Source organism: Bradyrhizobium sp. IC4060 (assembly GCF_020193715.1).
Taxonomy (GTDB): Bacteria; Pseudomonadota; Alphaproteobacteria; order Rhizobiales; family Xanthobacteraceae; genus Bradyrhizobium; species Bradyrhizobium yuanmingense.
In genome coordinates, this window is record NZ_JADYVJ010000001.1 from 964,504 (window position 1) to 987,864 (window position 23,361).

24 protein-coding genes are annotated in these 23,361 nt (G+C 65.1%); 7 read left to right on the forward strand and 17 right to left on the reverse strand.

The features are described 5' to 3' along the window. Nucleotides 1-36: 36 nt before the first annotated feature. From I6F16_RS04600 to I6F16_RS04615, 4 genes are read right to left on the reverse strand one after another with little or no spacing between them, the layout of a single operon-like run. Nucleotides 37-1,233, reverse strand: coding sequence for a 2Fe-2S iron-sulfur cluster-binding protein (locus tag I6F16_RS04600; RefSeq protein ID WP_225173463.1), 1,197 nt, complete (start codon nt 1,231-1,233; stop codon nt 37-39). Beyond that, nucleotides 1,230-2,066, reverse strand: a complete 837-nt coding sequence (locus tag I6F16_RS04605) for an FAD binding domain-containing protein (RefSeq protein WP_225114756.1) — start codon at nt 2,064-2,066, stop codon at nt 1,230-1,232. The genes I6F16_RS04600 and I6F16_RS04605 overlap by 4 nt, the downstream gene beginning before the upstream one ends. Then, nucleotides 2,063-4,456 carry a xanthine dehydrogenase family protein molybdopterin-binding subunit gene (locus I6F16_RS04610; RefSeq protein ID WP_225114755.1) on the reverse strand — a complete coding sequence of 798 codons (2,394 nt, stop codon included), beginning with the start codon at nt 4,454-4,456 and terminating at the stop codon, nt 2,063-2,065. Before I6F16_RS04610 ends, I6F16_RS04605 begins: the two co-directional genes overlap by 4 nt. 9 nt (nt 4,457-4,465) lie before the next feature. After that, nucleotides 4,466-5,743, reverse strand: coding sequence for an amidohydrolase/deacetylase family metallohydrolase (locus I6F16_RS04615; protein WP_225114754.1), 1,278 nt, complete (start codon nt 5,741-5,743; stop codon nt 4,466-4,468). Between the two features lie 160 nt (nt 5,744-5,903). Here I6F16_RS04615 and I6F16_RS04620 point away from each other — a divergent pair, with 160 nt between their 5' ends. Both I6F16_RS04620 and I6F16_RS04625 read left to right on the forward strand, forming a co-directional pair. Next, nucleotides 5,904-6,398, forward strand: a complete 495-nt coding sequence (locus tag I6F16_RS04620; protein WP_225173464.1) for a MarR family transcriptional regulator — start codon at nt 5,904-5,906, stop codon at nt 6,396-6,398. A 263-nt stretch (nt 6,399-6,661) separates the two neighbouring features. Beyond that, entirely contained in the window at nt 6,662-8,080 is a 1,419-nt protein-coding gene (locus tag I6F16_RS04625) for a cytosine permease (protein WP_057030087.1), read from the forward strand. Between the two features lie 27 nt (nt 8,081-8,107). Here the strand turns inward: I6F16_RS04625 and treZ are convergent, their stop codons facing one another. Beyond that, nucleotides 8,108-9,919 (reverse strand): malto-oligosyltrehalose trehalohydrolase, encoded by a 1,812-nt coding sequence (treZ, locus tag I6F16_RS04630; RefSeq protein WP_225173465.1) that lies wholly within the window; start codon nt 9,917-9,919, stop codon nt 8,108-8,110. Nucleotides 9,920-10,108: 189 nt separating this feature from the next. Between treZ and I6F16_RS04635 the strand changes: the two genes are divergently transcribed. Then, nucleotides 10,109-10,342 (forward strand): DUF3606 domain-containing protein, encoded by a 234-nt coding sequence (locus I6F16_RS04635; protein WP_225173466.1) that lies wholly within the window; start codon nt 10,109-10,111, stop codon nt 10,340-10,342. 20 nt (nt 10,343-10,362) lie between these two features. Then, nucleotides 10,363-12,600 carry a glycogen debranching protein GlgX gene (glgX, locus tag I6F16_RS04640; RefSeq protein ID WP_036023694.1) on the forward strand — a complete coding sequence of 746 codons (2,238 nt, stop codon included), beginning with the start codon at nt 10,363-10,365 and terminating at the stop codon, nt 12,598-12,600. Nucleotides 12,601-12,621: 21 nt separating this feature from the next. Here the strand turns inward: glgX and I6F16_RS04645 are convergent, their stop codons facing one another. Then, nucleotides 12,622-13,818: an NADH-quinone oxidoreductase subunit D gene (locus tag I6F16_RS04645; protein WP_036005022.1), complete on the reverse strand. Its 1,197-nt coding sequence runs from the start codon at nt 13,816-13,818 to the stop codon at nt 12,622-12,624. Nucleotides 13,819-14,085: 267 nt separating this feature from the next. Here I6F16_RS04645 and I6F16_RS04650 point away from each other — a divergent pair, with 267 nt between their 5' ends. Next, nucleotides 14,086-15,090, forward strand: a complete 1,005-nt coding sequence (locus I6F16_RS04650; RefSeq protein ID WP_225173467.1) for a patatin-like phospholipase family protein — start codon at nt 14,086-14,088, stop codon at nt 15,088-15,090. Here I6F16_RS04650 and I6F16_RS04655 read toward each other — a convergent pair. From I6F16_RS04655 to I6F16_RS04675, 5 genes are all read right to left on the reverse strand, one after another. Further along, nucleotides 15,087-15,983 carry an SIR2 family protein gene (locus tag I6F16_RS04655; RefSeq protein WP_225173468.1) on the reverse strand — a complete coding sequence of 299 codons (897 nt, stop codon included), beginning with the start codon at nt 15,981-15,983 and terminating at the stop codon, nt 15,087-15,089. The genes I6F16_RS04650 and I6F16_RS04655 overlap by 4 nt on opposite strands. A 48-nt stretch (nt 15,984-16,031) precedes the next feature. Beyond that, nucleotides 16,032-16,469 (reverse strand): NUDIX hydrolase, encoded by a 438-nt coding sequence (locus I6F16_RS04660; RefSeq protein ID WP_036005025.1) that lies wholly within the window; start codon nt 16,467-16,469, stop codon nt 16,032-16,034. A 79-nt stretch (nt 16,470-16,548) separates the two neighbouring features. Continuing rightward, nucleotides 16,549-17,334, reverse strand: coding sequence for a succinate dehydrogenase iron-sulfur subunit (locus I6F16_RS04665; RefSeq protein WP_036005027.1), 786 nt, complete (start codon nt 17,332-17,334; stop codon nt 16,549-16,551). 14 nt (nt 17,335-17,348) lie between these two features. After that, the gene (locus I6F16_RS04670) at nt 17,349-17,513 is read right to left on the reverse strand and encodes a hypothetical protein (protein ID WP_156447251.1); all 165 of its coding nucleotides are present in this window, start codon (nt 17,511-17,513) and stop codon (nt 17,349-17,351) included. Further along, nucleotides 17,485-17,991, reverse strand: a complete 507-nt coding sequence (locus I6F16_RS04675) for a DUF2243 domain-containing protein (RefSeq protein WP_036005029.1) — start codon at nt 17,989-17,991, stop codon at nt 17,485-17,487. Before I6F16_RS04675 ends, I6F16_RS04670 begins: the two co-directional genes overlap by 29 nt. A gap of 358 nt (nt 17,992-18,349) precedes the next feature. On the opposite strand from I6F16_RS04675, the gene I6F16_RS04680 reads away from it, so the two are divergent. Further along, nucleotides 18,350-18,565 (forward strand): hypothetical protein, encoded by a 216-nt coding sequence (locus tag I6F16_RS04680; RefSeq protein WP_225137910.1) that lies wholly within the window; start codon nt 18,350-18,352, stop codon nt 18,563-18,565. A gap of 241 nt (nt 18,566-18,806) precedes the next feature. Here I6F16_RS04680 and I6F16_RS04685 read toward each other — a convergent pair whose 3' ends face one another. Beyond that, nucleotides 18,807-19,166, reverse strand: coding sequence for a hypothetical protein (locus I6F16_RS04685; RefSeq protein WP_225173469.1), 360 nt, complete (start codon nt 19,164-19,166; stop codon nt 18,807-18,809). Nucleotides 19,167-19,201: 35 nt separating this feature from the next. Then, nucleotides 19,202-19,375 carry a hypothetical protein gene (locus I6F16_RS04690; protein ID WP_192893250.1) on the reverse strand — a complete coding sequence of 58 codons (174 nt, stop codon included), beginning with the start codon at nt 19,373-19,375 and terminating at the stop codon, nt 19,202-19,204. A gap of 182 nt (nt 19,376-19,557) precedes the next feature. Here I6F16_RS04690 and I6F16_RS04695 point away from each other — a divergent pair, with 182 nt between their 5' ends. Next, nucleotides 19,558-19,746 (forward strand): hypothetical protein, encoded by a 189-nt coding sequence (locus tag I6F16_RS04695; protein WP_225173470.1) that lies wholly within the window; start codon nt 19,558-19,560, stop codon nt 19,744-19,746. On the opposite strand, the gene I6F16_RS04700 is transcribed toward I6F16_RS04695, so the two are convergent. From I6F16_RS04700 to I6F16_RS04715, 4 genes are all read right to left on the reverse strand, one after another. Then, nucleotides 19,743-20,228, reverse strand: a complete 486-nt coding sequence (locus I6F16_RS04700) for a metallophosphoesterase family protein (protein ID WP_225173471.1) — start codon at nt 20,226-20,228, stop codon at nt 19,743-19,745. The two genes, I6F16_RS04695 and I6F16_RS04700, sit on opposite strands and share 4 nt — an antisense overlap. A 14-nt stretch (nt 20,229-20,242) precedes the next feature. After that, nucleotides 20,243-20,461 carry a hypothetical protein gene (locus I6F16_RS04705; protein WP_036023686.1) on the reverse strand — a complete coding sequence of 73 codons (219 nt, stop codon included), beginning with the start codon at nt 20,459-20,461 and terminating at the stop codon, nt 20,243-20,245. A 123-nt stretch (nt 20,462-20,584) separates the two neighbouring features. Beyond that, the gene (locus I6F16_RS04710) at nt 20,585-22,351 is read right to left on the reverse strand and encodes an SDR family oxidoreductase (RefSeq protein ID WP_225173472.1); all 1,767 of its coding nucleotides are present in this window, start codon (nt 22,349-22,351) and stop codon (nt 20,585-20,587) included. An 87-nt stretch (nt 22,352-22,438) separates the two neighbouring features. After that, nucleotides 22,439-23,356 (reverse strand): hypothetical protein, encoded by a 918-nt coding sequence (locus I6F16_RS04715; RefSeq protein WP_225173473.1) that lies wholly within the window; start codon nt 23,354-23,356, stop codon nt 22,439-22,441. Nucleotides 23,357-23,361 lie beyond the last annotated feature (5 nt).

The following is a 23,361-nucleotide window of genomic DNA, read 5'->3' on the forward strand; positions in this document are numbered from 1 at the left end:
TCCAGGCTTCGTCACTCCGCGGCGCCGGTTCGCCGATCATTCCGCGCCACCTCTTCCGAAGGTGCGGCGAAATGTTTGCACGAGCCGGGCTCGCAAGACGTCCGATGCAATCGACCAGAAGCTGAGCTCCGCCGGACCTGCCTGCCCCGACGAGGCGCCGGACATGTGGCGGTCGAGATTGGCGGCGAACTCCGCAACGAGACGTTTTGCAAGGTCTCGCACCAGGCCGGGACGACCGACCTGAGCCAGCATTCCCGTGAGCGTGTAGCCGATAGACAGTTCGACCGCGGTCGCCGCGCCGCCTTCGAGCGGCAGCAGGCGGTAACGGATCTCGCCCTGCGTCGCGGAATGGCTGCGCTGGTCGGTACCGATGCCGACGATGCGCCCCGAGAGTGTCGCGGGATCCCGCTCGACACGCGCGGCCCCCTCGAAGCTTGCTGCGATCGGACCGAGCCTGACGCGGATCGATCCTTCGACGCGCTCCGGCTTTGGCGTCGACGACAGCGATACGCCAGGGAGGCAGGCGGCGATGCCTACGATGTCCTCGAACATCGCGAACACCTTTGCCGGCGGATACGGCAACGTGAAGCGCTGATCGAGCACGGTTGCCGGCGTGAAGTCGGGGATGCTGCTTGGGGTGGCACTTTCCGGTGCCGGAGCTGGCGCGTGCCGCGCGGGCCGCAGCTCGTTCCGGGCGGTTGCCGCTCGCCCCGAGCCGGCAGGACCAAGGACGGTCCGGCCTCCATCCGCCACCGGCGCGACGTTGCGCGCGCGCCTTGCCTCGATCACGGACTGCACCGCGCGCACAATGCCGACATAGCCTGTGCAGCGGCAGAGATTGCCGCTGAGGCCAATGCGGATCTGGCGCTCGTCGGCGTCGGGCAGACGCAGCACCAGGTCGCGCGCCGAGACCAGCATGCCGGGCGTGCAATAGCCGCACTGAAGCGCGTGCTCGCGGGTGAAGGCAGCGCGCAGCTCGGTCGTGATCTCGTCCTCGTCGAGGCCTTCGATCGTGGTGACATCGGCGCCCTCGCAGGCCGCCGCATAGGTGATGCAGGAGCGCGCCGGCACGCCGTCGAGCAGCACAGTGCAGGCGCCGCAGACCCCGTGCTCGCAGCCGAGATGCGTGCCGGTGAGATCGAGCCTGTCGCGGACGAAATCGGCAAGGCTGGTGCGCGGCTCGGCGTGCAGCTCCACCGCGCGGCGATTGACCTGAAGCGCGATCGTGGTCATGCCGCGGCCTCCAGAACGGCGCGCTTCAGCACGCTGACATGGATGTGGCGCTGCGCGGCATCGTCGATGCCGGCGCTTGCGAGCAGGGCATCGGCGGCACGGACATCGAAGCGCTGCTTGTAGTCGGCGGCAATCCGGCCGCCGAACAGCTCGGCGGCATCGGTGATGACGATCGGCGTCGTATCGATGGCACCGATCACGATACGCGCCGAGGCGGCAGCGGGATCGACCAATATCGCGCCGATGGCATGGGCGAATTCGCCGGTCTTGCGGCAGCTCTTGGCATAACCCCAATGCGCAGTCGCCGATCGCGCCGGCACGTGGACCGCCTCGACGATCTCGCCGGCATGCAGCGCAGATTCCAGCGCACCGACCACAAACGCTTCGACCGCCATCGATCGCACACCGGCAAGACTGCGCAATGTCACGCGCGCACCCAGGGCCGCCAGCGCCGAGATCCAGTCCGCGGCGGGATCGGCATGGCTGAGCGAGCCGCCGATTGTGCCGCGATTGCGCACCGCACGATAGGCGATGTTGGCAGCGACAGCCCGCATGGCACCCCGGGTCACGTCGGCGGTGCGGCCGTCCTCGATGTCGGCATGGGTGATAAGAGCGCCGAGCACGAGCTCGCTGCCGGAGACTTCTGCGCGCTTGAGCTCGGCAAGGCCGGAGATGTCGATGATCAGCTCCGGCTGCACCAGCCGCAGATTGAGCATCGGGCCGAGCGACTGGCCGCCGGCGATGATCTTCGCCGATCCGCCGCTTGCGGCCAGCATCGACAGGGCCGCATCGAGATCGCGCGGGCGCTCGTAAGCAAAGGGCGCCGGTTTCATGCCGCGCTCCTCTCAGCCGCACGCGCGGCCAGCACCGCCGCGACGATGCGATGCGGCGTGATCGGCGACTGCATCAGCTCGACGCCGAGCGGGCGCAGCGCGTCGTTGACGGCATTGGCGATTGCGGCGGGCGGTGCGATGGCGCCGCCCTCGCCGATGCCTTTCACCCCGAATTGCGTATAGGGCGACGGCGTCTCCATGTGATCGAGGCGCGCGGCCGGGACCTCGGTCGGGCCGGGCAGCAGGTAGTCGGCGAGCGTCGTCGCCAGCGGCTGGCCGGAGGCGTCGAACGGCATTTCCTCGTAGAGCGCGGTGCCGATGCCTTGCGCGAGGCCGCCATAGATCTGGCCGTCGACGACGAGCGGATTGACCAGCACGCCGCCGTCCTCGACGATCACATAGTCGAGGATCTCGACCTCGCCGATATCAGGATCGACCGCGACCACGGCTGCATGCGCGGCATAGCTGAAGGTGCCGCTGTCGCGCACGGGCTTGTAGCCTTGGGTGACCTCGAGCCCGCCGGGATCGACGTCTGGCGGCAAATCCTGCGGGCGGCGGTACCAGGTGTGGGCGATCGCCTTCAGGCTGACGCTGCCGTTGACGCCGCGAACCTCGCCGTTCTGCAACACCACGGAGGCCAGATCGTGCTGCAACAGTTTCGCGCCGATGCGGCGCGCACGTTCCCCGAGCTCGCGGCAGGCGGTCGCGACCGCACCGCCCGCCATCACCATCGAGCGCGAGCCCCAGGTGCCGGTCGAATAGGGCGTCATCGCGGTGTCGCCGAGGACGATGCGGATGTTTGCGACATCCACGCCGAGGATTTCGTGCGCGACCTGGGCGAGTGTCGTCTCCATGCCCTGCCCGTGCGAGTGCACGCCGACGCGCAGTTCTAGGCCGCCGTCCGGCGTCAGGCGCGCCGAGGCCTGCTCATGGCCCGGCACCATCGGGATGCCCCAGCCGGAATAGACCGAGGTGCCGTGCGCGGCCTGCTCGCAATAGATGGAGATGCCGACGCCGATGCGGCGGCCGTCGGCCTCGCCCTGCTTTTGCCTGGCGCGGATGGCGTCGATGTCGATGGCCGCGAGTGCGCGGCGCATCGCTTCCGGATAATCGCCGCTGTCGAAATGCTTCTTGGTGATGTTGTCGAACGGCATCTGTTCGGGGCGCACCAGATTGCGCAGCCGCACCTCGCCGGGCTCGAGGCCGGCTTCCGCCGCCACGAGGTCGAGCATCAATTCCAGCGCAAAGCAGACGCCGGTGCGCGCGACGCCGCGATAGGGCAGGATCGGGCATTTGTTGGTGGCGACCGAGAAGGTGCGGCAGCGATAGGCCGGCATCTTGTAGGGGCCGGGCAGAATGCTGGCGACCTGCGCGGCCTCCAGGCAGGCCGAGAACGGATAGGACGAGTAGGCGCCGGAATCGACCGTCGCTTCACAGTCGATGCCGCGCAGCGTGCCGTCACGGTCAGCATAGACCGTGATTTTGTAATGATGTTCGCGGCAATTGGAGCTGGCGACGAGATGCTCGCGCCGGTCTTCGAGCCAGCGCACGGGATGGCCGCAACGCATCGTCAGCCAGGACAGGCAGACCTCTTCGGGCAACAAAATTCCCTTGTGACCGAAACCACCGCCGACGTCGGGCGAGATGACGCGGATCTGGCCCTCCTCCATGTCGAGGCATTCGGCGAGGCCGCTGCGCGTGATGTGCGGCATCTGGGCCGCCGAATGCAGCGTGAGCTGGTCGAGCCTCTTGTCGAAGTTCGCGACCACGCCGCGGCCTTCCAGCGGCGACATGCATTGCCGCGCCGTCGAGATCTCGCGCGTCACCTTGATCGGCGCATCGAGCGCGGCGGAGATGTCGACCTCGTAATTGGTCTCCAGGAAGACGTTGTCGCCCCAATGCTCGTGCACCAGCGCCGAGCCGGGCTCGCGCGCCTTCAGCATGTCATGGATCGCCGGCAGCTCCTCCAGATCGAGCGTCACGGAGGCCGCGATGTCCTCGGCCTCGGCGCGGGTCGGCGCGAGGCACATCGCGACGAGCTCACCGACCTGGCGCACCTTGCCGGTGGCGAGCACCGGCTGCTCCGAGATCTTGAAGCCCGGCAGGCCCGACACCGCACGGATCGGCTTGATGCCGACGAGATCGGTCGCCGTGAACACGCTGCCGCGATGGCGTTCGGGCACATGGATGCCGCGGATGCGCGCATGCGCCAGCGGGCTGCGCACGAAGGCGACGTCCTGAAGGCCGGCGAGCCTGACGTCGCCGACATATTGGCCGCGGCCGCGCATCAGGCGGTCGTCTTCCTTGCGCGGGAGCCGCGCGCCAACGCCCTGCCCCGTCTTTCCGTCCGGAAATTCTCGCTCGCTGCGCAACTTCGCGTTCTCCTTCACCGCCCGGCCTTATGCCGCGACGGCCTGCGGCAGGATCGGCGCGACCGCGTCGAAGCGGGTGCCGGCGCGCAGGCAGAAGGCTGGCTGCAGCAGGCGCTCGGCAATCACCTCGTTGTTCTCGTTGTCCTTCAGGACGAAGCGGCCGTTTCTCTCCGTGAGCACGGAGACGTCGGCGTCCATGCCGCTCTTGAGCGCACCGATCTCGTGGTTGCGACCAAGCATTTTTGCGGGATTGGAGGTGACCATCGGCACCACCTGCTCCAGCGACAGGCCCAGCGCCATCATCGAGCTCATCGCCTGGACCAGGCTGAACTTGGCTTGTCCCGCGAAGGGATGGTTCTCATCGTCCTCGTGCTGGTCGGGCGTTCCGGCCGGCGCGGGCACATGGGTGTTGTAGCCGTGGATGTCGGCGCCGAGCGTGGTCGGAATGATTCCGGCGGCGATCGCCTTCTTCGCGAGCCGATAGGAGAAATGGCTGCCGTGGCCGACATCGACCTTGAGGCCGCGGTCGAGCGCGGCCTGGATCACCGGATGCACCTCGCCCTCGCGATTGACGAAGCCGCCGGGATGGCGCGTGAAGGGATGAGCGAGGATGTCGCCCTCGCGCAAGAGCGGAATGACGCGGGTGAGGATGGTGTCGGCGTCCTCGCCATTGGCGCCGCTCTCGGGCAGGCCCCAGAGCTGGCCGAAATGCACATAGACCGGCAGGTCGGCGCGCTTGCCGATCTCGGCCGCCATCTCGATCACGCGAATGCCCCAGCGCGCGAAGCCGCCGATCTCGGCATGGGCCTTGATGCCGCGCACGAGATCGAGGTTGGCGGTTGCCGCCTTGACGGTCGCATCGATGTCGACGCCGTCGGGGCTGTAGAGCTGCGGATAGAAATGGCCCTCGAGGCCGCCGACGAGATAGGCGGAGATAAACGCATAGACGCGCGAGGCCGAGGCTTCCGCGATGAAATGGCGGAAACCCGGCAGCGTCATGCAGGACGGACCGCCCTGATCGACCAGCGTCGTCACGCCGGACTGCACGCCCACCATGTCGGGGTTCATGCCGAAACGGCCGGAGACATATTGATAGACGTGCGCGTGGGTGTCGATCAGCCCGGGCAGCACCAGCTTGCCGCTGACATCGGCGACCTCCTTCGCGCTGGTCGGCAGAATGTCGGACGCGACCGCCGCGATCTTGCCATTGCGGATGGCGACGTCCTTGAGGCCATCGACGCCGGAGGCCGGACAGATCACGCGGCCACCCCGGAGCAGAAGATCGAAGCTGGCAGTGACGGACATGGCGCTCTCCTCTTCTTGCGAGGGGCGACGGCTTCGTCCCTCGAATTACGAAGCATGCTTCGCATTTTGACAAAAGCAAGCATCGTGCCATGATCCCGATGTGGCAGGCGCACTCGAATCGAGCTAAGCGCGGCAGGGTTTCGGCTTGGGAGTGTGTGCATTGCGGCAAGCGAAGACACGTCGCGGCGGGACGCGGCACCGCCCCTGGCCCTTGTCGGAACGGCCCGGCTATCTGATCCGCCGGCTGCACCAGATTCACGTCGCGCTGTTTCAGGAAGCCTGCGGCGAATTCGAGGTCACGCCGCTGCAATACAGCCTGCTCTCGGCGCTGGCGGTGCGAGAAGCCGCCGATCAGACCACTTTGGCGGCCGATATCGCGCTCGATCGCACTACGACGACCGGTGCGTTGAAGCGTCTCGCGGCGCGCAACCTTGTCGAGCGCGCGGTGAACAAAGACGATCGGCGCGCGCGATTGTGCCGCCTGACGCCGGCCGGCGCCGCGCTGCTGGTTAAAATCGAGGGCGCGGCACGGCGGGCGCATCGCGCAACGCTCGGCGATTTGAGCCAGCGGGAACAGGCGCTCTTCATCGAGATGATGCAGCGCATCGTGGCCGGCCATCCCAGTCGCGACAGCGCCGCTGCCCTATTCGACTAGAGGCGAGTGCTGCGCTTTTGAGTTGGGCTGCTTAATTTATCATCGTACCGCTGCCCGGCCGTGCATCGATCGCCACTATCCGGCGGGTCCGGTGTGCCGCGGCAGGCCGGCGCGTCGGCATGGCCGGCGCTTGAAAACGCAGTCGCATCCGAGGCGAGCCCCGCTGCGTCCGATATCGAAACGCGCCCGGCCCGGCCGCTCCGCGACCCATGGCACGATTTATGCTGCGATGATGCGAAGCGTGCTTCGTATTGGGGGATGTCATGACGGATTCCGAACTTCGCGCTGATATTCACAGCATCGAGCCAATTCCCGACGCGGACCGGGACTCCAGCGGGCCGCAGCAGATGTGGATCTGGGCCGGCGCCAACATCGCGCCGGTGAACTGGGCGCTCGGCGCGCTCGGCATCATCCTCAAGCTCGGCCTGATGGAGACAATCGCGGTCATCGTGCTCGGCAACATCGTGGGCTGCGCGATCTTCGCGACCTTCACGGTGATGGGACACAAGACCGGCGTCAACCAGATGGTGCTGAGCCGGTCCGCCTTCGGCGTCCGCGGCGCCTACCTGCCGAGCATCCTGATGTTCCTGATGACGCTGGGCTGGATCGGCGTGAACACCTATTTCCCGGTCAAGGTCTCGATGGGCATCCTCGGCCAGTTCGGCGTGCCCGACACCTGGCTGGTCGAGATGATCGTCATCACGCTGGTGATGGCGGTGCAGGTGATGATCGGCGTCTACGGCTTCTACGCGATCCGCACCTTCGAGAAGTACACGGTGCCGCCGACCATCGCCATCATGGTGCTGATGAGCGTGCTGGCCTGGACGCGGCCCGGCGTCGTCAACTGGAACCTGACCACCTCGCTGCCGCCCGGCGCGCATCTGGCGATGCTGACGATGCTGATGACCGCAATCGGCGTCGGCTGGGGGATTTCCTGGGTCACCTGGGCCTCCGACTATTCGCGTTTCGTGCCGCGCTCCACGCCGTCGAAAGCCGTGTTCTGGTACAGCTATGTCGGCATGTTCGTGCCGACGGTCTGGCTCGGCATTCTCGGCGCGACCATTGCCTCGACGACGCTGGACACGGATCCCGCCAAGATGGTCAGCGCGGTGTTCGGCGGTCCCGTCAGCATCCTTGTCCTCCTGATGGTGCTGCACGGCCCGATCGCTACCAACATCCTCAACGTCTATTCGGCGGCGCTGGCGGCCCTGAGCGCGGGGCTGAAACTCTCGCGCTTCTGGCTCACCGTCATCGTCGGCGTCGCCGGCTATCTGGTCACCCTCTACTTCATCTTCGCGCCGTCCTTCGCGAAGGCGTTCGACCATTGGATGATCAGCCTGCTGTTGTGGATGAGCCCGTGGGCCGGCGTGGTGCTCGCCGACTTCTACATCAAGCGCAAAGGCAAGATCGAGGTGGCCGAGCTCTATCGCTCGCCGGAGAGCAGCGCCTATGGCGACATCAACTGGGCCGGCATGATCGCGTTCTTCGCCGGCCTCGTTGCCGGATGGCTGGTGCAGGACGGCCTCGTCAGCGCGCTGCAGGGGCCGATCTCGATCTATCTGCTCGGCGGTGCCGATCTGAGCTGGCTGTTCGGAATCGGCGTGGCGGGCCTCGTCTACCTTGGGCTCGGCAAGTTCGCGACCTCGCCCACACCGGCCGTCGCGAGCCGTGCCGGCAGCTAGCCTGAGAGCGCTGAACCTCGTCTGTCGTCAGCGCTTGCGGCCAAGCCTCACGATCATGTCGCCGGGCCCAAGTGCTCCGGCGTCATGAGAGTGCAATCGCCACAGGCTCTCGCCGTCGACCAGCGAGGGCATCGGCAGTTCGAGGTCGGCGAAATTGGCGACGATCTGCAGAACGTCGCCCTGCTCGGTCTGCCAGCGCACATCCACGCCGCCCATGCTGGGATCCGCGCCGAGCAATTGTCGCTGCGCCGAAACGAACCCGCGTTTGATCAGCGGCACGATCTTCTCGCGCCGGATCGTCAACAACTGCGTCGTCAGTGCTCGGAACCTGGTGCCGGAAGGCGATTGCTCGATGCTGGACCAGTCCAGCTTGGAGGCGAGGAAGGTTCTTTCGTCGCACGGGTCCGGGATTCCGGCGCGCGTTTCGGGCGTCGCGAACGCTTTGAAGTGCGAAAACTCCTTGCGGCGGCCTTCCCGTGTCAGTTCGGCGGCTTCGCCCGTCCAGTCGGCGAAGAACAGGAAGGGCGTTTCGGCTGCCGCTTCCTCGCCCATGAACAGCATTGGAATATGCGGGCTGAGCAGAACCAGTGCGAGGGCCAGCTCCAGCTTGTCCGGACCGACCAACCGCGACAGCCGCTCCCCGAAGGCGCGGTTGCCGACCTGGTCGTGGTTCTGGGCGAAGAAGATGGTCGCTTCGGGCGGCAGATGAGCACTCGGCTCGCCGCGCGGCGCCTCGTGCAGGGGAAACACCTCGCCCTGATAGGCAAAGCCCTCGGTCAGGGATCGCGCCAAATGCTCGAGCGGCTTGTCCGCAAACGCCCGGTAATAACCTTCGTCCTCGCCCGTGAGCAGGACGTGGAGCGCATTGTGGAAGTCGTCGCCCCATTGCGCATCGTAGTACGTCGCTCGTCCCTGCGAACGCGCGAGCAGGTGCGCCTGATTGGCCTCGTTCTCCAGCATCAGATGGATGCGCCGGCCCGCCAGCTGGCTGCGCAGGGTCTCGGCGAGCTCGACCAGGAAATGACGTTTCGAATCGTCCTTCAGCGCATGAACGGCATCGAAGCGCAGGCCGTCGAACCCATAATCGCGCAGCCACATCAGGGCATTCTCGATCAGAAACCCGCGCACGAACGCGCCGTCGGCTCCTTCGAGGTTGACGGCGGGCCCCCAGCCGGTGGTGTGGCGCGGGTTGAAGAAATTCTCCGCATAAAGATGCAGATAGTTCAGCTGCGGCCCGAAATGGTTATAGACGACGTCGAGATAGACCATGATGTCGAGGGCATGCGCCGCGCGCAGCAGCCGCTTGAGATCCTCCGGCCGGCCATAGCGGGCATTCGGCGCGTTCAGGAGCACGCCGTCATAGCCCCAATTGTGCCGCCCGGGGACGTCGTTGAGCGGCATCAGCTCGATGGCGGTGATGCCGAGATCGCGGAGATAAGGCAGCTTCTTCTCGACGCCGGCATAGGTCCCCTCCTCGCTGAACGTGCCGACATGCAGCTCGTAGATCACGGCTTCCGCCCAGGGACGGCCCGGATAGAGCACCGGGTCCCTCAACGCGGCCATGTCGACCACCTCGCTCGGCGCGCCGACGTCGTCCGGCTGGAAGCACGAGGCGGGATCGGGCACGACGAGGTCTTGGTTGATCCTGAACTGATAGCGCGTGCCGGCGCGCGCAGTTTGGCTCAATAGCTGATACCAGCCGTCCGCATCGCGCGGCATCTTGCGTGGCGGCTGGCCGATTTCGAGCAGCTCGACCGATCGCGCCGTCGGCGCCCACAGGTTGAACGAGACCCCATGATCGACGATCTGAGGACCATGGCGCCGATTTTGCTCGGCCATTCCCAGCCTCTGATTCAAGCCCGTCCCCTTTCGCCGCATGCCCACTTCGGCATGCAATTGCGCACGTCGGGGCGACAAAGCGGAGCGGTGTGCGTTCGTTCCTGCACGGCGCCGACGCCGGACATTTGCAGCGCAACGGGAACGGAATCAGCAGCGCGACGGTTACCATCCCAGACAGGAGCCGTGGCCATGCGCCGCCCGAAGCCGCAACTGATCCGCAACAAGCTCGACCTGACCGACCGCGCCCAGGTGCGCCTCGTCAAGAAACGGCTCGGACTTTCGGACGCTGAGCTGATCGCGATCGTCGGGCGGATCGGCAACTCCATTCCGGCCATCAGCAAGGAGGCGGCTCTGCAAAAAGCCAGCGCGCCGTCCAAGCCGGCCGACGTGGAGCCCACCGCCGCGACTGCGCCGACATCCTGACGGGCAACTCGGGGGCAGAGATGGACCAGCCAGCACATTCAGACGACGCCCTGACGCGGACGGCCTCACGCCTGCGCCGCACCCGGATCACCGAAGGCAGACCTTTCCCGCTCGGCGCCACCTGGGATGGCCTCGGCGTCAATTTCGCGCTGTTCTCCGCCCACGCCAACAAGGTCGAGCTCTGCCTGTTCGACGATGCCGGCGAAACGGAACTCGAGCGCATCGAGCTGCCCGAATTTACCGACGAGGTCTGGCACGGCTATCTGCCCTCCGCCCGGCCCGGCACTGTCTACGGCTATCGCGTCCACGGCCCTTACGAACCCGACGCCGGCCACCGCTTCAACCCCAACAAGCTCGTGCTCGATCCCTACGCCAGGCAGCTGGTTGGCCAGCTCCGCTGGGGGCCGGAGCTGTTCGGCTACCAACTCGATCACGCCGACAAGGACCTGTCATTCGACGAACGCGACAGCGCGCCCTTGATGCAAAAATGCCGCGTCATCGATCCCGCCTTCACCTGGGGCGTGGCGCGCAAGCCGGAAGTGCCGTGGGAGCGCACGATCGTCTACGAGATGCACGTCAAGGGCTTCACCCAGCTGCATCCGCTGGTGCCGGAAGCCGATCGCGGCACGTTCTCGGGCCTGGCACATTCGGAAATCCCGGCTTACTTGCGCTCGCTCGGCATCACCAGCGCCGAGCTGCTGCCGATCCATGCGTTCGTCGACGACAGCTATCTGGTCGAGAAAGGCCTGCGCAATTACTGGGGCTACAATTCCATCGCCTTCTTCGCTCCTGATCCGCGCTACCTGAAGGCGACGTCTGCGAACGAATTCAAGGCCATGGTCAACCAGTTTCACGCCCATGGCATCGAGGTCATTCTCGACGTCGTCTACAATCATACCGCCGAAGGCAACGAGCTCGGCCCGACCCTGTCGTTCAAGGGCATCGACAATGCCAGCTATTACCGCCTGCTGCCGGACAAGAAACGCTACTACATCAACGACACCGGCACCGGAAACACCGTCAATCTCTCGCATCAGCGTGTGCTGCAACTCGTCGCTGATTCCTTGCGCTACTGGGCGACAGAGATGCGGGTCGACGGCTTCCGTTTCGATCTCGCCACCATCCTGGCGCGCGAGCCCTATGGCTTCGATGAAGGCGGCGGCTTTCTCGACGCCTGCCGCCAAGATCCCGTGCTCTCCAGCGTCAAGCTGATCGCGGAACCCTGGGATATCGGGCCCGGTGGCTATCAGGTCGGTCAGTTTCCGCCGGGCTGGGCCGAGTGGAACGACAAGTTCAGGGACACGGTGCGCGCCTTCTGGAAGGGCGATCCGGGCACGCTGGCCGACGTCGCCAAGCGCGTTTCGGGCTCCGGCGACCTCTTCAACAAGCGCGGACGCCGGCCCTGGGCCAGCGTCAATTTCGTCACCGCGCATGACGGCTTCAACCTCAACGATCTCGTCTCGTACAACGACAAGCACAACGAGGCGAATGGCGAGGACAATCGCGACGGTCACGACAACAACCATTCCTGGAATTGCGGCGTCGAAGGGCCGACCAACGACGCCGAGATCACCGCCTTGCGCGAGCGCCAGAAGCGGAATCTGCTGGCAACGATGCTGCTGTCCCACGGTACGCCGATGCTGCTCGCGGGCGACGAGTTCGGGCACACCCAGAACGGCAATAACAATGCTTACGCCCAGGACAACGAGACCACCTGGCTCAATTGGATGGGCATCACCGCGAACGGCCGCAGCCTGCGCGAGTTCGTGCGCAAGCTGATCGCCACCCGCAAGGCGTTTCCGATCCTCTACCGCAGCCGCTTCCTGGTCGGCTCGCACAACGAGGAGCTCGACGTCAAGGACGTCACCTGGCTCTCGCCGTCCGGCGAGGAGATGACGACGGAGCAATGGCAGGACGGCAATGCGAAGTGCTTCGGCATGCTGCTCGACGGCCGCGCGCAGGAGACCGGGATCAAGCGCCGCGGCTCGGATGCGACCATGCTGCTGGTCTACAACGCGCACCACGACGTCGTGAATTTCACCCTGCCGGAGGTCACCGACGGACGCAGCTGGCTCGGCCTGATCGACACCAATCGGCCCGACGCGCCGATGGCCGAGTTCGAGTTCGGGCATGCTTACGCGGTGACCGCGCGCTCGCTCGTGGTGTTCGGCCTTGCCAACGACAGCATCGCGACGCGGCGCCTCCGCCAAGGCCTCGGCGCGCTGCTGGACATCGCCGACACGCCTCTGCCCGAGTAGGTGCGTGCCGGCCGTTCACGATCAGCGATCGACTTCGCCGAACACGATGTCCAGCGAGCCCAGGATCGCCGAGACGTCCGCCAGCAAATGCCCTTTGCAGAGGAAATCCATCGCTTGCAGATGGGCGAAGCCGGGCGACCTAATCTTGCACTTGTAGGCGGTGTTGGTCCCATCCGCGACGAGAAACACGCCGAATTCGCCCTTGGGCGCCTCGACGGCGACGTAGATTTCGCCGGGGGGAACATGGAAGCCCTCGGTGTAGAGCTTGAAGTGATGGATCAGCGCCTCCATCGACCGCTTCATCTCACCGCGCCGGGGCGGCGCGACCTTGTTGTCCTGCACGATCACCGGGCCGCCGCCGTCCGGCGACTTCAGCTTCTCGATGCACTGCTTCATGATGCGGACGGACTGCCTCATCTCCTCCATGCGAATGAGATAACGGTCGTAGCAGTCGCCGTTCTTGCCGATGGGGATGTCGAAATCCATCTCCGCATAGCAGTCGTAAGGCTGCGCCTTGCGCAAATCCCAGGCGGCGCCCGAGCCGCGCACCATCACGCCCGAAAATCCCCACGCCCAGGCCTGCTCCAGCGTCACCCTGCCGATATCCACGTTGCGCGCCCTGAAGATCCGGTTGAGCGTTAGCAAGCGGTCGAGATCATCCACGACTTTCAGAAACGGATCACACCAGGCCTCGATGTCGTCGATCAGCTTGGGCGGCAGATCCTGGTGCACGCCGCCCGGCCGGAAATAATTGGCATGCATCCGGCTGCCGGAGGCGCGCTCGTAGAACACCATGAGCTTCTCGCGCTCTTCGAAGCCCCACAGCGGCGGGGTCAAGGCGCCGACGTCCATGGCCTGGGTGGTGACGTTCAGAAGGTGCGAGAGGATGCGGCTGATCTCGTGATAGAGCACCCTGATGAGCTGGCCGCGGCGCGGCACCTCAATGCCGATCAGCCGTTCGATGGCGAGGCAGAAGGCATGTTCCTGGGTCAGCGGAGCAACGTAGTCGAGCCGGTCGAAATAGGGAATGGCCTGGAGATAGGTCTTGGCCTCGATCAGCTTTTCGGTGCCGCGGTGCAGAAGGCCGATATGCGGATCGACGCGCTCGACGACTTCGCCGTCCAGCTCGAGCACCAGCCGCAACACCCCGTGCGCGGCGGGATGTTGAGGACCGAAGTTGATGGTGAAATTTCTGAGGCTCGGAGATTGTTCTGGCATCCCGCTTCCGGTCGGAGCTGTCGCAGCCGTCACCTTAGCCGCGATCTGCAGCGACCGGCTTCACACAGGTTAACGGCTCGCCGCAAAGGGCGGCCATGCGTGCCGTTTGAGCCTTTGGAACACGGCATCAAGAGCAGCGTTCAATTGTCGACATTGGAGCTTTGAGATGAATGTCGATTGCTCGCCGCCGCTCTCGCGATCAATCTTCGCTATTGCGGGAGATACCGGTGATCGGCGCGACCACCCGACCGGCAATTGGCGCCCGTCTTGACCGACCGTGCAGCTGAGCCTGGCGGCACAGCCGAGCGTCCTCTCACCGCCATCACGTTCTCCGGCGGGCTCGGCCTCGGCGCCTATCATGGCGGTGTGTTTGAAGCCCTCAGTTCGCTTCGGCTGCCGATCGACTGGGTGACCGGTTCGTCGGCCGGGGCCATCACGGCCGCGCTGATCGCGGGGAGCCCGTGCGACGATCGGCTGCGCAATTTACGCAGCTATTGGCATGCCCCAAGCAGTCCAGCCGACGTGCCGAACGCGGGCCGCCATACTTTCGCGTGGCTGAGCTCGATCAGTACGCGCGTGCTGGGTCATTCCGGTTTTTTCCACCCCCGCCTCCCCATTCCGGCGTCTCACTACGGCGGCATCTACGATCTCGGCCCGACCCGCCAACGCCTGCAGCGCTTGATTGATTTCGGACGTCTGAATGGCGGCGATCTGCGCATCACGATCTGCGCCACCGATGTCGAGAGCGGCGATGCCGTGTTGTTCGACTCCGCATCGGAGCGGATCGAAATGGACCATATCCTGGCCAGCTGCGGCTTTCTCCCCGAATTCGCTCCGGTGCAGATCGCCAGCCGCTGGCTCGTCGACGGCGGGTTCTCGCTGAACGCGCCGTTCGATCCGATCCTGGAGACTGCAGGCCCGCTCCGCCTCTATGTGATCGATCTGTTTCCGCGCGACGGCAAAGTCCCCGATGGGCTCGAGGCCGCCTCCGAGCGCAAGAGCGACCTGACCTTCGGCAACCAGACCTTCCAGCGCCTCGGCTACGCTCTGGAGGCCCGTCAGCTCCGCGCCGAGCTTCAGGACCTCCACTACAAGGACGAGGTCTATCTCCTGAGCTACCGGCCGGGCCGCGAGGAGGCCGGGCCGGAAAAATCCTTTGATCTGTCGGAGACGGCCATGGCGCAGCGCTGGCGCGCCGGCTTTCTGGATATGCAATATGCCGCAAGCCTCACTCTAGCCCCGAACGAGATCTGCAGCGTGCGGCGGCCCTAGCGATGTCTCTCGGTGTCGGGACCCGAGCTAGGCGCTGTCCTGCCGTCAAGCCGCTCGCGAATGTCGTGCAGCAGCCGCCTGAGACCGTCATCGGCAGCCATACCCTCGGGCGGGGCGATGGTGGTGATGCCCCAGTTGGCGAGCACCGCCTCCTGCACCGGATTGCGCTGCGCGACGAATACGAAGGATCGCGGCCGGTCCTGGCTGTGCCCGGACTCGTCCCAGATCTGCCAGATCCGGTGCAGCAGCAGCCGGATGTTCGGATCGGACATGCTGTATCCGACGAAGAGCAGCGTGCTTCCCAGCGCATCGGCGCGAAAGCGGATATCGGGCGGGGAATTGAAGGCGAGCCGGTTGAGAAAATCGGTCTCGGTCAGAACCAGCGAAGCATCGTCATCGAAGTCGCCGTGGAATTTGATGATGTGGGTGACGCCGGCGCGAGCGCTCGCGATCTCCTTCGCGTTGCTGATCTTCGCAAAGGGCTTGTTCAGCACGTCGAACGCGGTTTCGAGGTTGCGGTCGTAATTAGTGGTGTAGATGACCGGAAAATCCAGCTCGACGATCATCCGGTGCAGCTCTGAAGCGGCGATCTTCTCGGGGTCGACACGCCAATTGCGGTCGAGCCAGCTGCGCAGCGGGCCGATCCCGCCGCGCTTGATCCGATAATATTCCGCAAGCATCTGATAGCCGCCATGCATTCCGTCGATGACGTTGCGTTCGAGGCCCAGATCGTCCAAGAGATGATCAATCAGGGACTGCCAGGACGGCAGGCCGACGGCCATCGAGACACCGGCGCCCACGAACAAGACGGCGCGGCGTCGCTCGATCGCCGCTGCCAGGATGTCGTGAGGCGGCCGCTCCTCCGATATGAGCCCCGTGGTTTGTTGGTCCATCAAGCTTGAATGATTGGGCGCGCGACGTGTTCCTAATCCCGGCCCCCCTCACCGGCCGAGCGGCGAGGATGTCTCGCGCGCCGTCTGCGCCGCGAACCGGGCGATCAGGCGCCGGAGCTGCGCCTTGTGCACCAGGCGCGCCGCCGTCTTGGGCGAGACCCAGATCGCCTCCCGCTCGCCCTTCTCGGGCCACCAGCGCTGGCGCCCGTGCACCTTCATGGGGAAGACGGCAACGTTCATGGTCCGCTTGCGATCACCTTTTCGCTTGCGATGCTTGAAGCTGCCCAGTGCGCGCGTGGCCACGACACCGACCAGGCCCGCCTCCTCATAGGCTTCGAGCGCAGCCGTCAGGTGCGGCTCCTTGTTGCGCATCGGCGATCCCTTTGGGACGCTCCACCTGCGCTTGCGCCTGGTCGTGATCAGCATCACCCGCAGCTCGGACTTGTCCAGCCGAAACGGCAGAGCGGCAAATTGCTTCTTTCCCATCAGGCGCCTCCAACTCGCGTCTGATAAGCGAGCGCCGCAGCCATGGTTCCTGTTTTGCGCAGTGGCGTCTCGCTCGCGATCAGAACTTCCGCTCGACCATCTTGAGCCGCAGAGCCGAAATGGCTTCTCCGGGATTGAGGCCCTTTGGGCATGCTTTCGCGCAATTCAGAATGGTGTGGCAGCGATAGATCCTGAAGGGATCCTCGAGCATGTCGAGGCGTTCGCCGGTGGCTTCGTCCCGGCTGTCATTGATCCAGCGCGCCGCCTGGATCAGGGCTGCCGGCCCGAGAAAACGCTCGGAATTCCACCAATAGCTCGGGCATGAGGTCGAGCAGCACGCGCAGAGAATACACTCGTACAATCCGTCGAGTTTCGCCCGATCCTCGTGGCTTTGCCGCCATTCCTTCTGCGGCGTGGGGGACGTGGTCTGCAGCCACGGCTCGATGAGTGCGAGCTGCGCGTAGAAGTTGGTCAGATCCGGCACCAGGTCCTTCACCACCGGCTGATGCGGCAGGGGAAGCACGCGGAGCGGCTCGCCTTCCGCAACATCCTCGTTCATCGACCTCGTGCATGCCAGCGTGTTCTGGCCGGCGATGTTCATCGAGCAGGAGCCGCAAACGCCCTCTCGGCAGGATCGCCTGAAGGTCAGGGTCGAGTCGATGTTGTTCTTGATCCAGATCAGCCCGTCCAGCACCATCGGCCCGCAATCCGTCTGATCGACGAAATAGGTGTCGAGCCTGGGATTGCGGCCATCGTCCGGATTCCAGCGATAGACCTGAAATTCCCGCAAGCTCTTGCCGGCCGGCTTTGGCCAGACCACCCCCTGCTCGATGCGGGAGTTTCTTGGAAGCCTGAACTCCACCATGGTCACCTCCGCGCTCAGACCGGCGAAAAACAGCGCAACTGCAAGAGATCGTCGACGGAGAGGCCGAACAGCACTGGCCGAAACGCCGGCGCCGTCGCGAGCACGAGCAGCAGCAGAAACATCACGTAGACCAGAGCCGGCGGCGTGTTTCTAACGAGCCTGTAAGCTGCCTTTCGCATGCACTCCCTCCTGCGCGCCCGCGCGTGCCATGGCAACGCCCATGACGATCATCGCAGCTCCCCACAGCAGGAAGCCGATATCCCAGAAAATGCGCTGGCCGTCGGGCACGGTCTCGTTCACCTGATGCAATCTCAGGATCTGGTGATCGATCACGCCTTCGACGAGATTGAAGATGCCCCACCCGATCAGGATCGTCCCGAGACACTGCGAGCGGGACCACCGCGGCGCGCCTCGGCGTGCCCGCTGCCATAACAGATAAAGCCCAGCGAGCACGAGGACATAGGCGGTACTGTGAAAGATGCCGTCCCAAGTCGTATTGAGGGTGATGTTCTCGATGGAATCGAGCGGATACCAGCCGCTTAACATATGATGCCATTGCAGCAGCTGATGAAAGACGATGCCGTCGAAGAATGCGCCGAGGCCAAGTCCGAGAAGGACGCCTGCGGACGTCGGGAAATTGCTTTGTCTGTCTTGCATGTGGTGAACTCGTGCGCGGCTCGGCACTTCCGATGCGGAATTAAGCCATGCTAGACGGACACGTTCCTATGGCGATCAGCATCTCACTGGGATCGAGCTTGCGATCAATCGTGCCAATTGATCGAGACTAACATGCGTTAAGGCGAGCGAGACGTTCGTCGGCACGCGTGCGCGATTGGTCATCGGCTTCATTCCCGATAGGAACGTTCGATATCACGCTGCGTCTGTCGCTCACATGTTGGAGATGCACATGCCGAGAAGATCGTTCTTGCTTGCTTTGGGTGGCCTCGGATTGTCGACCCTGAGTAACCTCAGGGAAATCGCATAGCGCTTAGCGACGGAAGCCAGAGAGGCGATCATGGCATACGCCCTGTTCAAGGACGGAGAGAAGATGAGCCGCACGTTTCCGACCAAGGAGGAAGCGCTGGAGAGAGCCGATGAGGCGGGGTTGGTCGAGCATGCCGAGGGCGAGGCGGTGCTCGAGGACGAGTTGAAGATCAGGCCTTGCCCGGCCGACCCCGAGCCTCGCGATGATGCGGACCTGGACTGGACGCCGGTCAAACCGGCGTCCTGATCATGGGCAGGGCAATCGCATATGACTTGTGGCGGCGGTCTCCGCGCACGCCTCGTCCTTCGAGACGGCGCTGACGCGCCTCCTCAGGATGAGGCTAATCGGTGTCAGTGCCCGTTGAAACTGTGCCGCGCACTCCGACCTCATCCTGAGGAGCCCGCCTCAAGCGGGCGTCTCGAAGGATGGCCGCAGGGAAAATCTCAAATGCGATAGCCCTGCTGATCAAGGGGTCAGCATCATGGACTCAGCATCCCCTGCAGATGCCTTTGATCTTTCGATCCGCCTCGGAATCGCGGGAGGTCTCCGAACGAATCTGGTCGTCGCCCTGCAGCGAGGGTCCGGGCGTGACGGTCCCATCGATGCGTCCGATATTGGTGCCGCCTGCAGGATTGCCGGGTCGGCCGACGGTCGTCGATCCCCGTGGGCCGGAGCCGCCGCTCGATTGCGCTGTCCCGGCCGAGTTGGTCCCGGGCGCCGACGACGTGCTCCCGGCCGCCCCGCCACCGGCGCTTCCTCCCGCGCCGCCGCCACCTCCCTGCCCGAATGCCGCTCCGGCGGAGGCGGTCGCCAGCACGGCGAGCAGCACCAGACCTGTCCTGCTCATCGACTGTCTCTTGGTGCATCTGTTGAGGTCGAGCATCATCGATCCTGCTGGTAGCCCTGGTTGGTCGTGTTCTGCTTGATGTTGCCGTGGCGGCCCTGGGTATCGAAATTCTCGCGGCCCGGCTCCCGTTCTGTCGGCTCGACGGCCGGATCGGAACCGGGTCCCTTGTTGCTCCGCTGTTCTTCGGGGACTGGAGGCATCTTTGACATGTGCTGCTCCTGTGTCGATGGTTCGCAATGTCGAAATAGAACAATGAGTTGTCGCAGGGGTCGTTCCTGCGCTGATCGCCGCAGCGCGACAGGGAACACCGCGCTGCGTCCCGGGTTGATCAGAGGGTGCTGCCGCAGCCCATCCTGCGAGTTCGACAGGGAAACTCTCGACGGGGAAACACATGCCAAAGGCGACTGAACCTGAAACCGATCCGCGAGAGACACCGCTCGACGATCCGCGCCGGAAGACCGATATGCCGACGCACCGGCAGACGGATAAGCCTTGGCAAGGCAATCCCGAGAAGGAACAGATCGATCCGGACCGGCCGCCGCTGGATCTGGAGCGGTGGCAGAAATCGAAGACGCACTAGCAGCGGAGGCCTGCTGGCGTGTCGAGATCGTGAATGACCGGCCGCAGCGGCCCGCCGGAGTGCAGTTCCATCGTTGCCAGCGTAATCGGCAGCTTGAAGCGGCGCTTCCCTGCGCTGCCTGGATTCAGATAGAGCACGCCGTTGAGGGTTTCGATCCGCGCGCGGTGGGAATGCCCTGAGACCACGACATCGATCCCGAACTCGGCAGGATCGATCGTCAGCTCGTTGAGGTCGTGCAGGACGTGGAAGCTGCGGCCGCCGAGGCGCAGCGTTTGTGTTTCGGGAAAGCGTTCAGCCCACGTGCCCCGGTCGACATTTCCCCTGATCGCGGTGACTGGTGCGATGCGGCAAAGCCCGTCCATCACCGCTTGGGCGCCGATGTCGCCGGCGTGGATGATGTGCGAGACGCCGGCGAGGCAGCGCTCCGCCTCGGGTCTCAGCAGTCCATGCGTGTCGGCGATCACCCCAATCGTGAACGTCATGTCAGATCACGGCTTCAGTGCACTACATCCAGCGGCATCCGGCCAATTTCCTCATCATCCTCGTTCGTGACGAGGATCGAGAAGTGGCGGCCCTTGAGCTCGGGACGCTCCTCGAGCAGGCGCCGCGCAATCTCTTCGGCGACATCCAAAGCCTTGATGTCGTCCGGCAAATCGGCACCTCCTTCGTCGGCTACGGTTTCAGAATCCACCAAGTCAAAATGATAGCGCGGCAACGTCTGGTCCTCGGGTGTTCCCGCAGGAACGCGCGGTCTCAGGGCTTCGTTCCGGCGCCGGAGCCATCTGCGGTCCGGCGGGCGGGCATCGCCGTCGGTCCTCGGCGCGAGATTGCCGCGGACTCACGCGCGGCGCCGCCGCGTCCTCGCGCGGGGTCTGGAACGGCCCGCCCTCGATGCCGCGAATGCCAGGCCGGCAGCGATCCCGAGCACCACGAGCCCCTTGCTGAGCACAGCGGCCGGCGGAACCTGCTTCCGCACCAGCCAGCCGCCGTCGACGGACGTGCCCTGCGGACCCGCTTCGAGCAAGGTCCCTTCGTTCCTTGCTGCTGGACGCGCGCGCGACAGCAGCCAGCGGAATGCGGCTCCGATGACATTCTCGGTGATCTCAGGAGCAACCGCATAGGCCAGTTGCCCGGCGCGCGCCGGCCACCCCACGGCCATCTCGTCACGAGGCGCGCGGACGAGGCGCAGGAGGGTCTGGGCTACATCTTCGGATTGATAAAGCAGCGGACCAGGATCGAGCCTTCGTCCGGAGACGTTGGCGCCGTGGACGAAGCCCGGCGTATCGACCATGGACGGAAAGACGCCACAGACGTGAATGTCGGGATGAGCCCGAAGCTCCTGACGCAAGCTTGCGGTGAAGCCGCGCAGGCCGAACTTGCTGGCGGTGTAGGCTGCGGCAAAGGGCGTCGGCGCCCAGCCGCCGAGCGAGATGTTGTTGATCAGGACACCGCGGTTCTGGCGAAGGAAGATCGGAAGCACCGCGAACGCGCCATGCATGGTGCCGAGCAGATTGACCTCGATGGTCCGGCGATGAAGCGCGATGTCTGCATCCTGATAGGCCCCGAACACGCCCGTGCCGGCGTTGTTGATCCAGACGTCGATGCCGCCGAAGGCCTCATCCGCCTCACCGGCCAGACGCTGCACCGCCTCCGCGTCAGTGACGTCGGTCGGCACGGCCAGGGCCCGGCCTCCGAGCGCCTCACAATCCGCAGCAAGCCGCATCAAGACCTCGCCGCGGCGTGCGGCGAGGACCACGCTTGCGCCCTCGCGGGCAAAGGCCAGCGCCGCGGCGCGGCCGATTCCACTGGAGGCGCCGGTGATGACGACGCGCGTGCCGACCATCTGCCCGTGCTCGCGTCCCGAGACGTCCGCGGGAAGCAGCCAGCGCAGGGATCGCCGCAGGCGTGCCGTTCCCTGTGTTTCGAACCAGTCGCCATGCGCAAAGATCACCCGCTCCGGAGCCAGCTTCACGAGCCGCTCGCCCGCAGCCCGCGCCGAACGGCCGCCGAGGCGGAGCAGCAGCCGCAGATAGACCGGGGCCTTCCCGTCCGGCTTGGCAATGCCGAGCAGGCTCGCCGCGGCTGTATTCGAGGCGCTGAGGTGGTGGGGATCGAGGTTCTGCACGATATCCGTCAGAACCAGCGTCCGGCTCCGCCTGTCGAACAGCTCGACCTCCGAGAACATCGGAGCATTCACCGACACCGTTTCGAGGTCGGCGGCCCATTCCTCCGGCGTCGTGTCTCCAAGCTCGCGATCGACGCGGAGGCCGGCCGCCCGCACCTGCCTGCGCGCCGCAAGGCCGCGCGCAGCAAAGATCGCGGCCTGCGGCAGCTGCCTTTGCCATTCTGGCAGGAACATCCAATGCGCAATATTCGGCGCCAGCAGGTATCTGATCGTGCCCAGCCGCTTCAGCTCTTCGCGCAAAGCCGGCGAATATCTCACCGGCGAATGCAGCACGAGGTCGCCGTTCGACAGGCGGATGACAGTCATCCGTACGGGCAGTTGCAGGCCGGCGGCGTTGATCGGCTTGTCGTTCACGATCCAGATATCGTCGGTCACCTGCGACAGGCTGGCAGTCGACACACCGGCGTCGGAACTTTGCATGAGCGTCTTTCCATTGCGAGGGCGTTGCACCAAAGCGCGTGGGCGGCGCTCGTTCCTCATCAATGTCTTGGAAAGAACGTCTGGAAATCACATCGCCGCGGTCGTTCGACCTCCTTCGAGCCGCACCCGTAGCGCGTTGCGGGCGTCGGCGATGACATCGACCCAATCGCCCGGCCGTGTTTGATGAAACAGCCGCAGGCTCGGATACCAGAACGAACGCGCACCGGATTGGGGCCAGCGCCAGTCGCAATCGGCATGCAGCAAGACCCAGGCCTCGCATCCAAGCGCGCCCGCAAGGTGTGCGATCATGGTGTCGACACATACGACGAGATCGAGCTGCCGCAGGCGATGGCCGAGAGCGACGATATCAGGCGTGCTGATGTCCCGTGCCCCGATCGTCGCGAGCTCTTCGGTGCTCGTCCCGCGCTGAAGCGAATGGAGCGTCACGCCGGATCCAGCGAGATTGCGCAGCAAGACGGCCGGAACCTCCCGCCGCTTGTCCCACTCACCGACTTTCCAGACCAGGCCGACGGCCAGACTTTGCAGCCGAAGCGGTTGTACGGCAACAGGAGGGAGCATCAGGTAGGGAACGCGCATCTCGACCTGATCGCGGCGCGCTCTGATAGCGTGCGGCACCTCCATGATCTCGATGTCGACCTCGAAAGCGCTCTCGGGCGCACCATCATGCAGCGGAATGGCGCGATCGACGCCCGCTGCGCCCTCGACCATCGGCAGCAGCTCGGGTTGACACCACAGGGTGACGCTGCGCGCAATCGCGCGAAGCGGCTTCATGAAGCGCAGGAACTGGATGGTGTCGCCGAGTCCGTGATAGCAGCGCACCAGCACGTGCTTATCTTGCAGGTCCTCGCCGCGCCAGATCCGCTGGAGGTGACGCGGGCCAGTGTGCTTCGGCGGATGCGCGATCTCCAGCAAATCTCGATCGTTGATCCGCCAGGCGCGCCCAAAATCGCCCGCCCTGATCGCTTCCGCCCAGCCGCCCGCCATGTCGC

Excerpts from the sequence above, each read along its gene's own strand:
- I6F16_RS04600 (WP_225173463.1), bottom strand. The coding sequence starts at position 1,233 with ATGACCACGATCGCGCTTCAGGTCAATCGCCGCGCGGTGGAGCTGCAC.
- I6F16_RS04605 (WP_225114756.1), bottom strand. The coding sequence starts at position 2,066 with ATGAAACCGGCGCCCTTTGCTTACGAGCGCCCGCGCGATCTCGATGCG.
- I6F16_RS04615 (WP_225114754.1), bottom strand. The coding sequence starts at position 5,743 with ATGTCCGTCACTGCCAGCTTCGATCTTCTGCTCCGGGGTGGCCGCGTG.
- I6F16_RS04625 (WP_057030087.1), top strand. The coding sequence starts at position 6,662 with ATGACGGATTCCGAACTTCGCGCTGATATTCACAGCATCGAGCCAATT.
- treZ (WP_225173465.1), bottom strand. The coding sequence starts at position 9,919 with ATGGCCGAGCAAAATCGGCGCCATGGTCCTCAGATCGTCGATCATGGG.
- I6F16_RS04635 (WP_225173466.1), top strand. The coding sequence starts at position 10,109 with ATGCGCCGCCCGAAGCCGCAACTGATCCGCAACAAGCTCGACCTGACC.
- glgX (WP_036023694.1), top strand. The coding sequence starts at position 10,363 with ATGGACCAGCCAGCACATTCAGACGACGCCCTGACGCGGACGGCCTCA.
- I6F16_RS04645 (WP_036005022.1), bottom strand. The coding sequence starts at position 13,818 with ATGCCAGAACAATCTCCGAGCCTCAGAAATTTCACCATCAACTTCGGT.
- I6F16_RS04655 (WP_225173468.1), bottom strand. The coding sequence starts at position 15,983 with ATGGACCAACAAACCACGGGGCTCATATCGGAGGAGCGGCCGCCTCAC.
- I6F16_RS04660 (WP_036005025.1), bottom strand. The coding sequence starts at position 16,469 with ATGGGAAAGAAGCAATTTGCCGCTCTGCCGTTTCGGCTGGACAAGTCC.
- I6F16_RS04665 (WP_036005027.1), bottom strand. The coding sequence starts at position 17,334 with ATGGTGGAGTTCAGGCTTCCAAGAAACTCCCGCATCGAGCAGGGGGTG.
- I6F16_RS04670 (WP_156447251.1), bottom strand. The coding sequence starts at position 17,513 with ATGCGAAAGGCAGCTTACAGGCTCGTTAGAAACACGCCGCCGGCTCTG.
- I6F16_RS04675 (WP_036005029.1), bottom strand. The coding sequence starts at position 17,991 with ATGCAAGACAGACAAAGCAATTTCCCGACGTCCGCAGGCGTCCTTCTC.
- I6F16_RS04680 (WP_225137910.1), top strand. The coding sequence starts at position 18,350 with ATGGCATACGCCCTGTTCAAGGACGGAGAGAAGATGAGCCGCACGTTT.
- I6F16_RS04685 (WP_225173469.1), bottom strand. The coding sequence starts at position 19,166 with ATGAGCAGGACAGGTCTGGTGCTGCTCGCCGTGCTGGCGACCGCCTCC.
- I6F16_RS04690 (WP_192893250.1), bottom strand. The coding sequence starts at position 19,375 with ATGTCAAAGATGCCTCCAGTCCCCGAAGAACAGCGGAGCAACAAGGGA.
- I6F16_RS04695 (WP_225173470.1), top strand. The coding sequence starts at position 19,558 with ATGCCAAAGGCGACTGAACCTGAAACCGATCCGCGAGAGACACCGCTC.
- I6F16_RS04700 (WP_225173471.1), bottom strand. The coding sequence starts at position 20,228 with ATGACGTTCACGATTGGGGTGATCGCCGACACGCATGGACTGCTGAGA.
- I6F16_RS04710 (WP_225173472.1), bottom strand. The coding sequence starts at position 22,351 with ATGCAAAGTTCCGACGCCGGTGTGTCGACTGCCAGCCTGTCGCAGGTG.
- I6F16_RS04715 (WP_225173473.1), bottom strand. The coding sequence starts at position 23,356 with ATGGCGGGCGGCTGGGCGGAAGCGATCAGGGCGGGCGATTTTGGGCGC.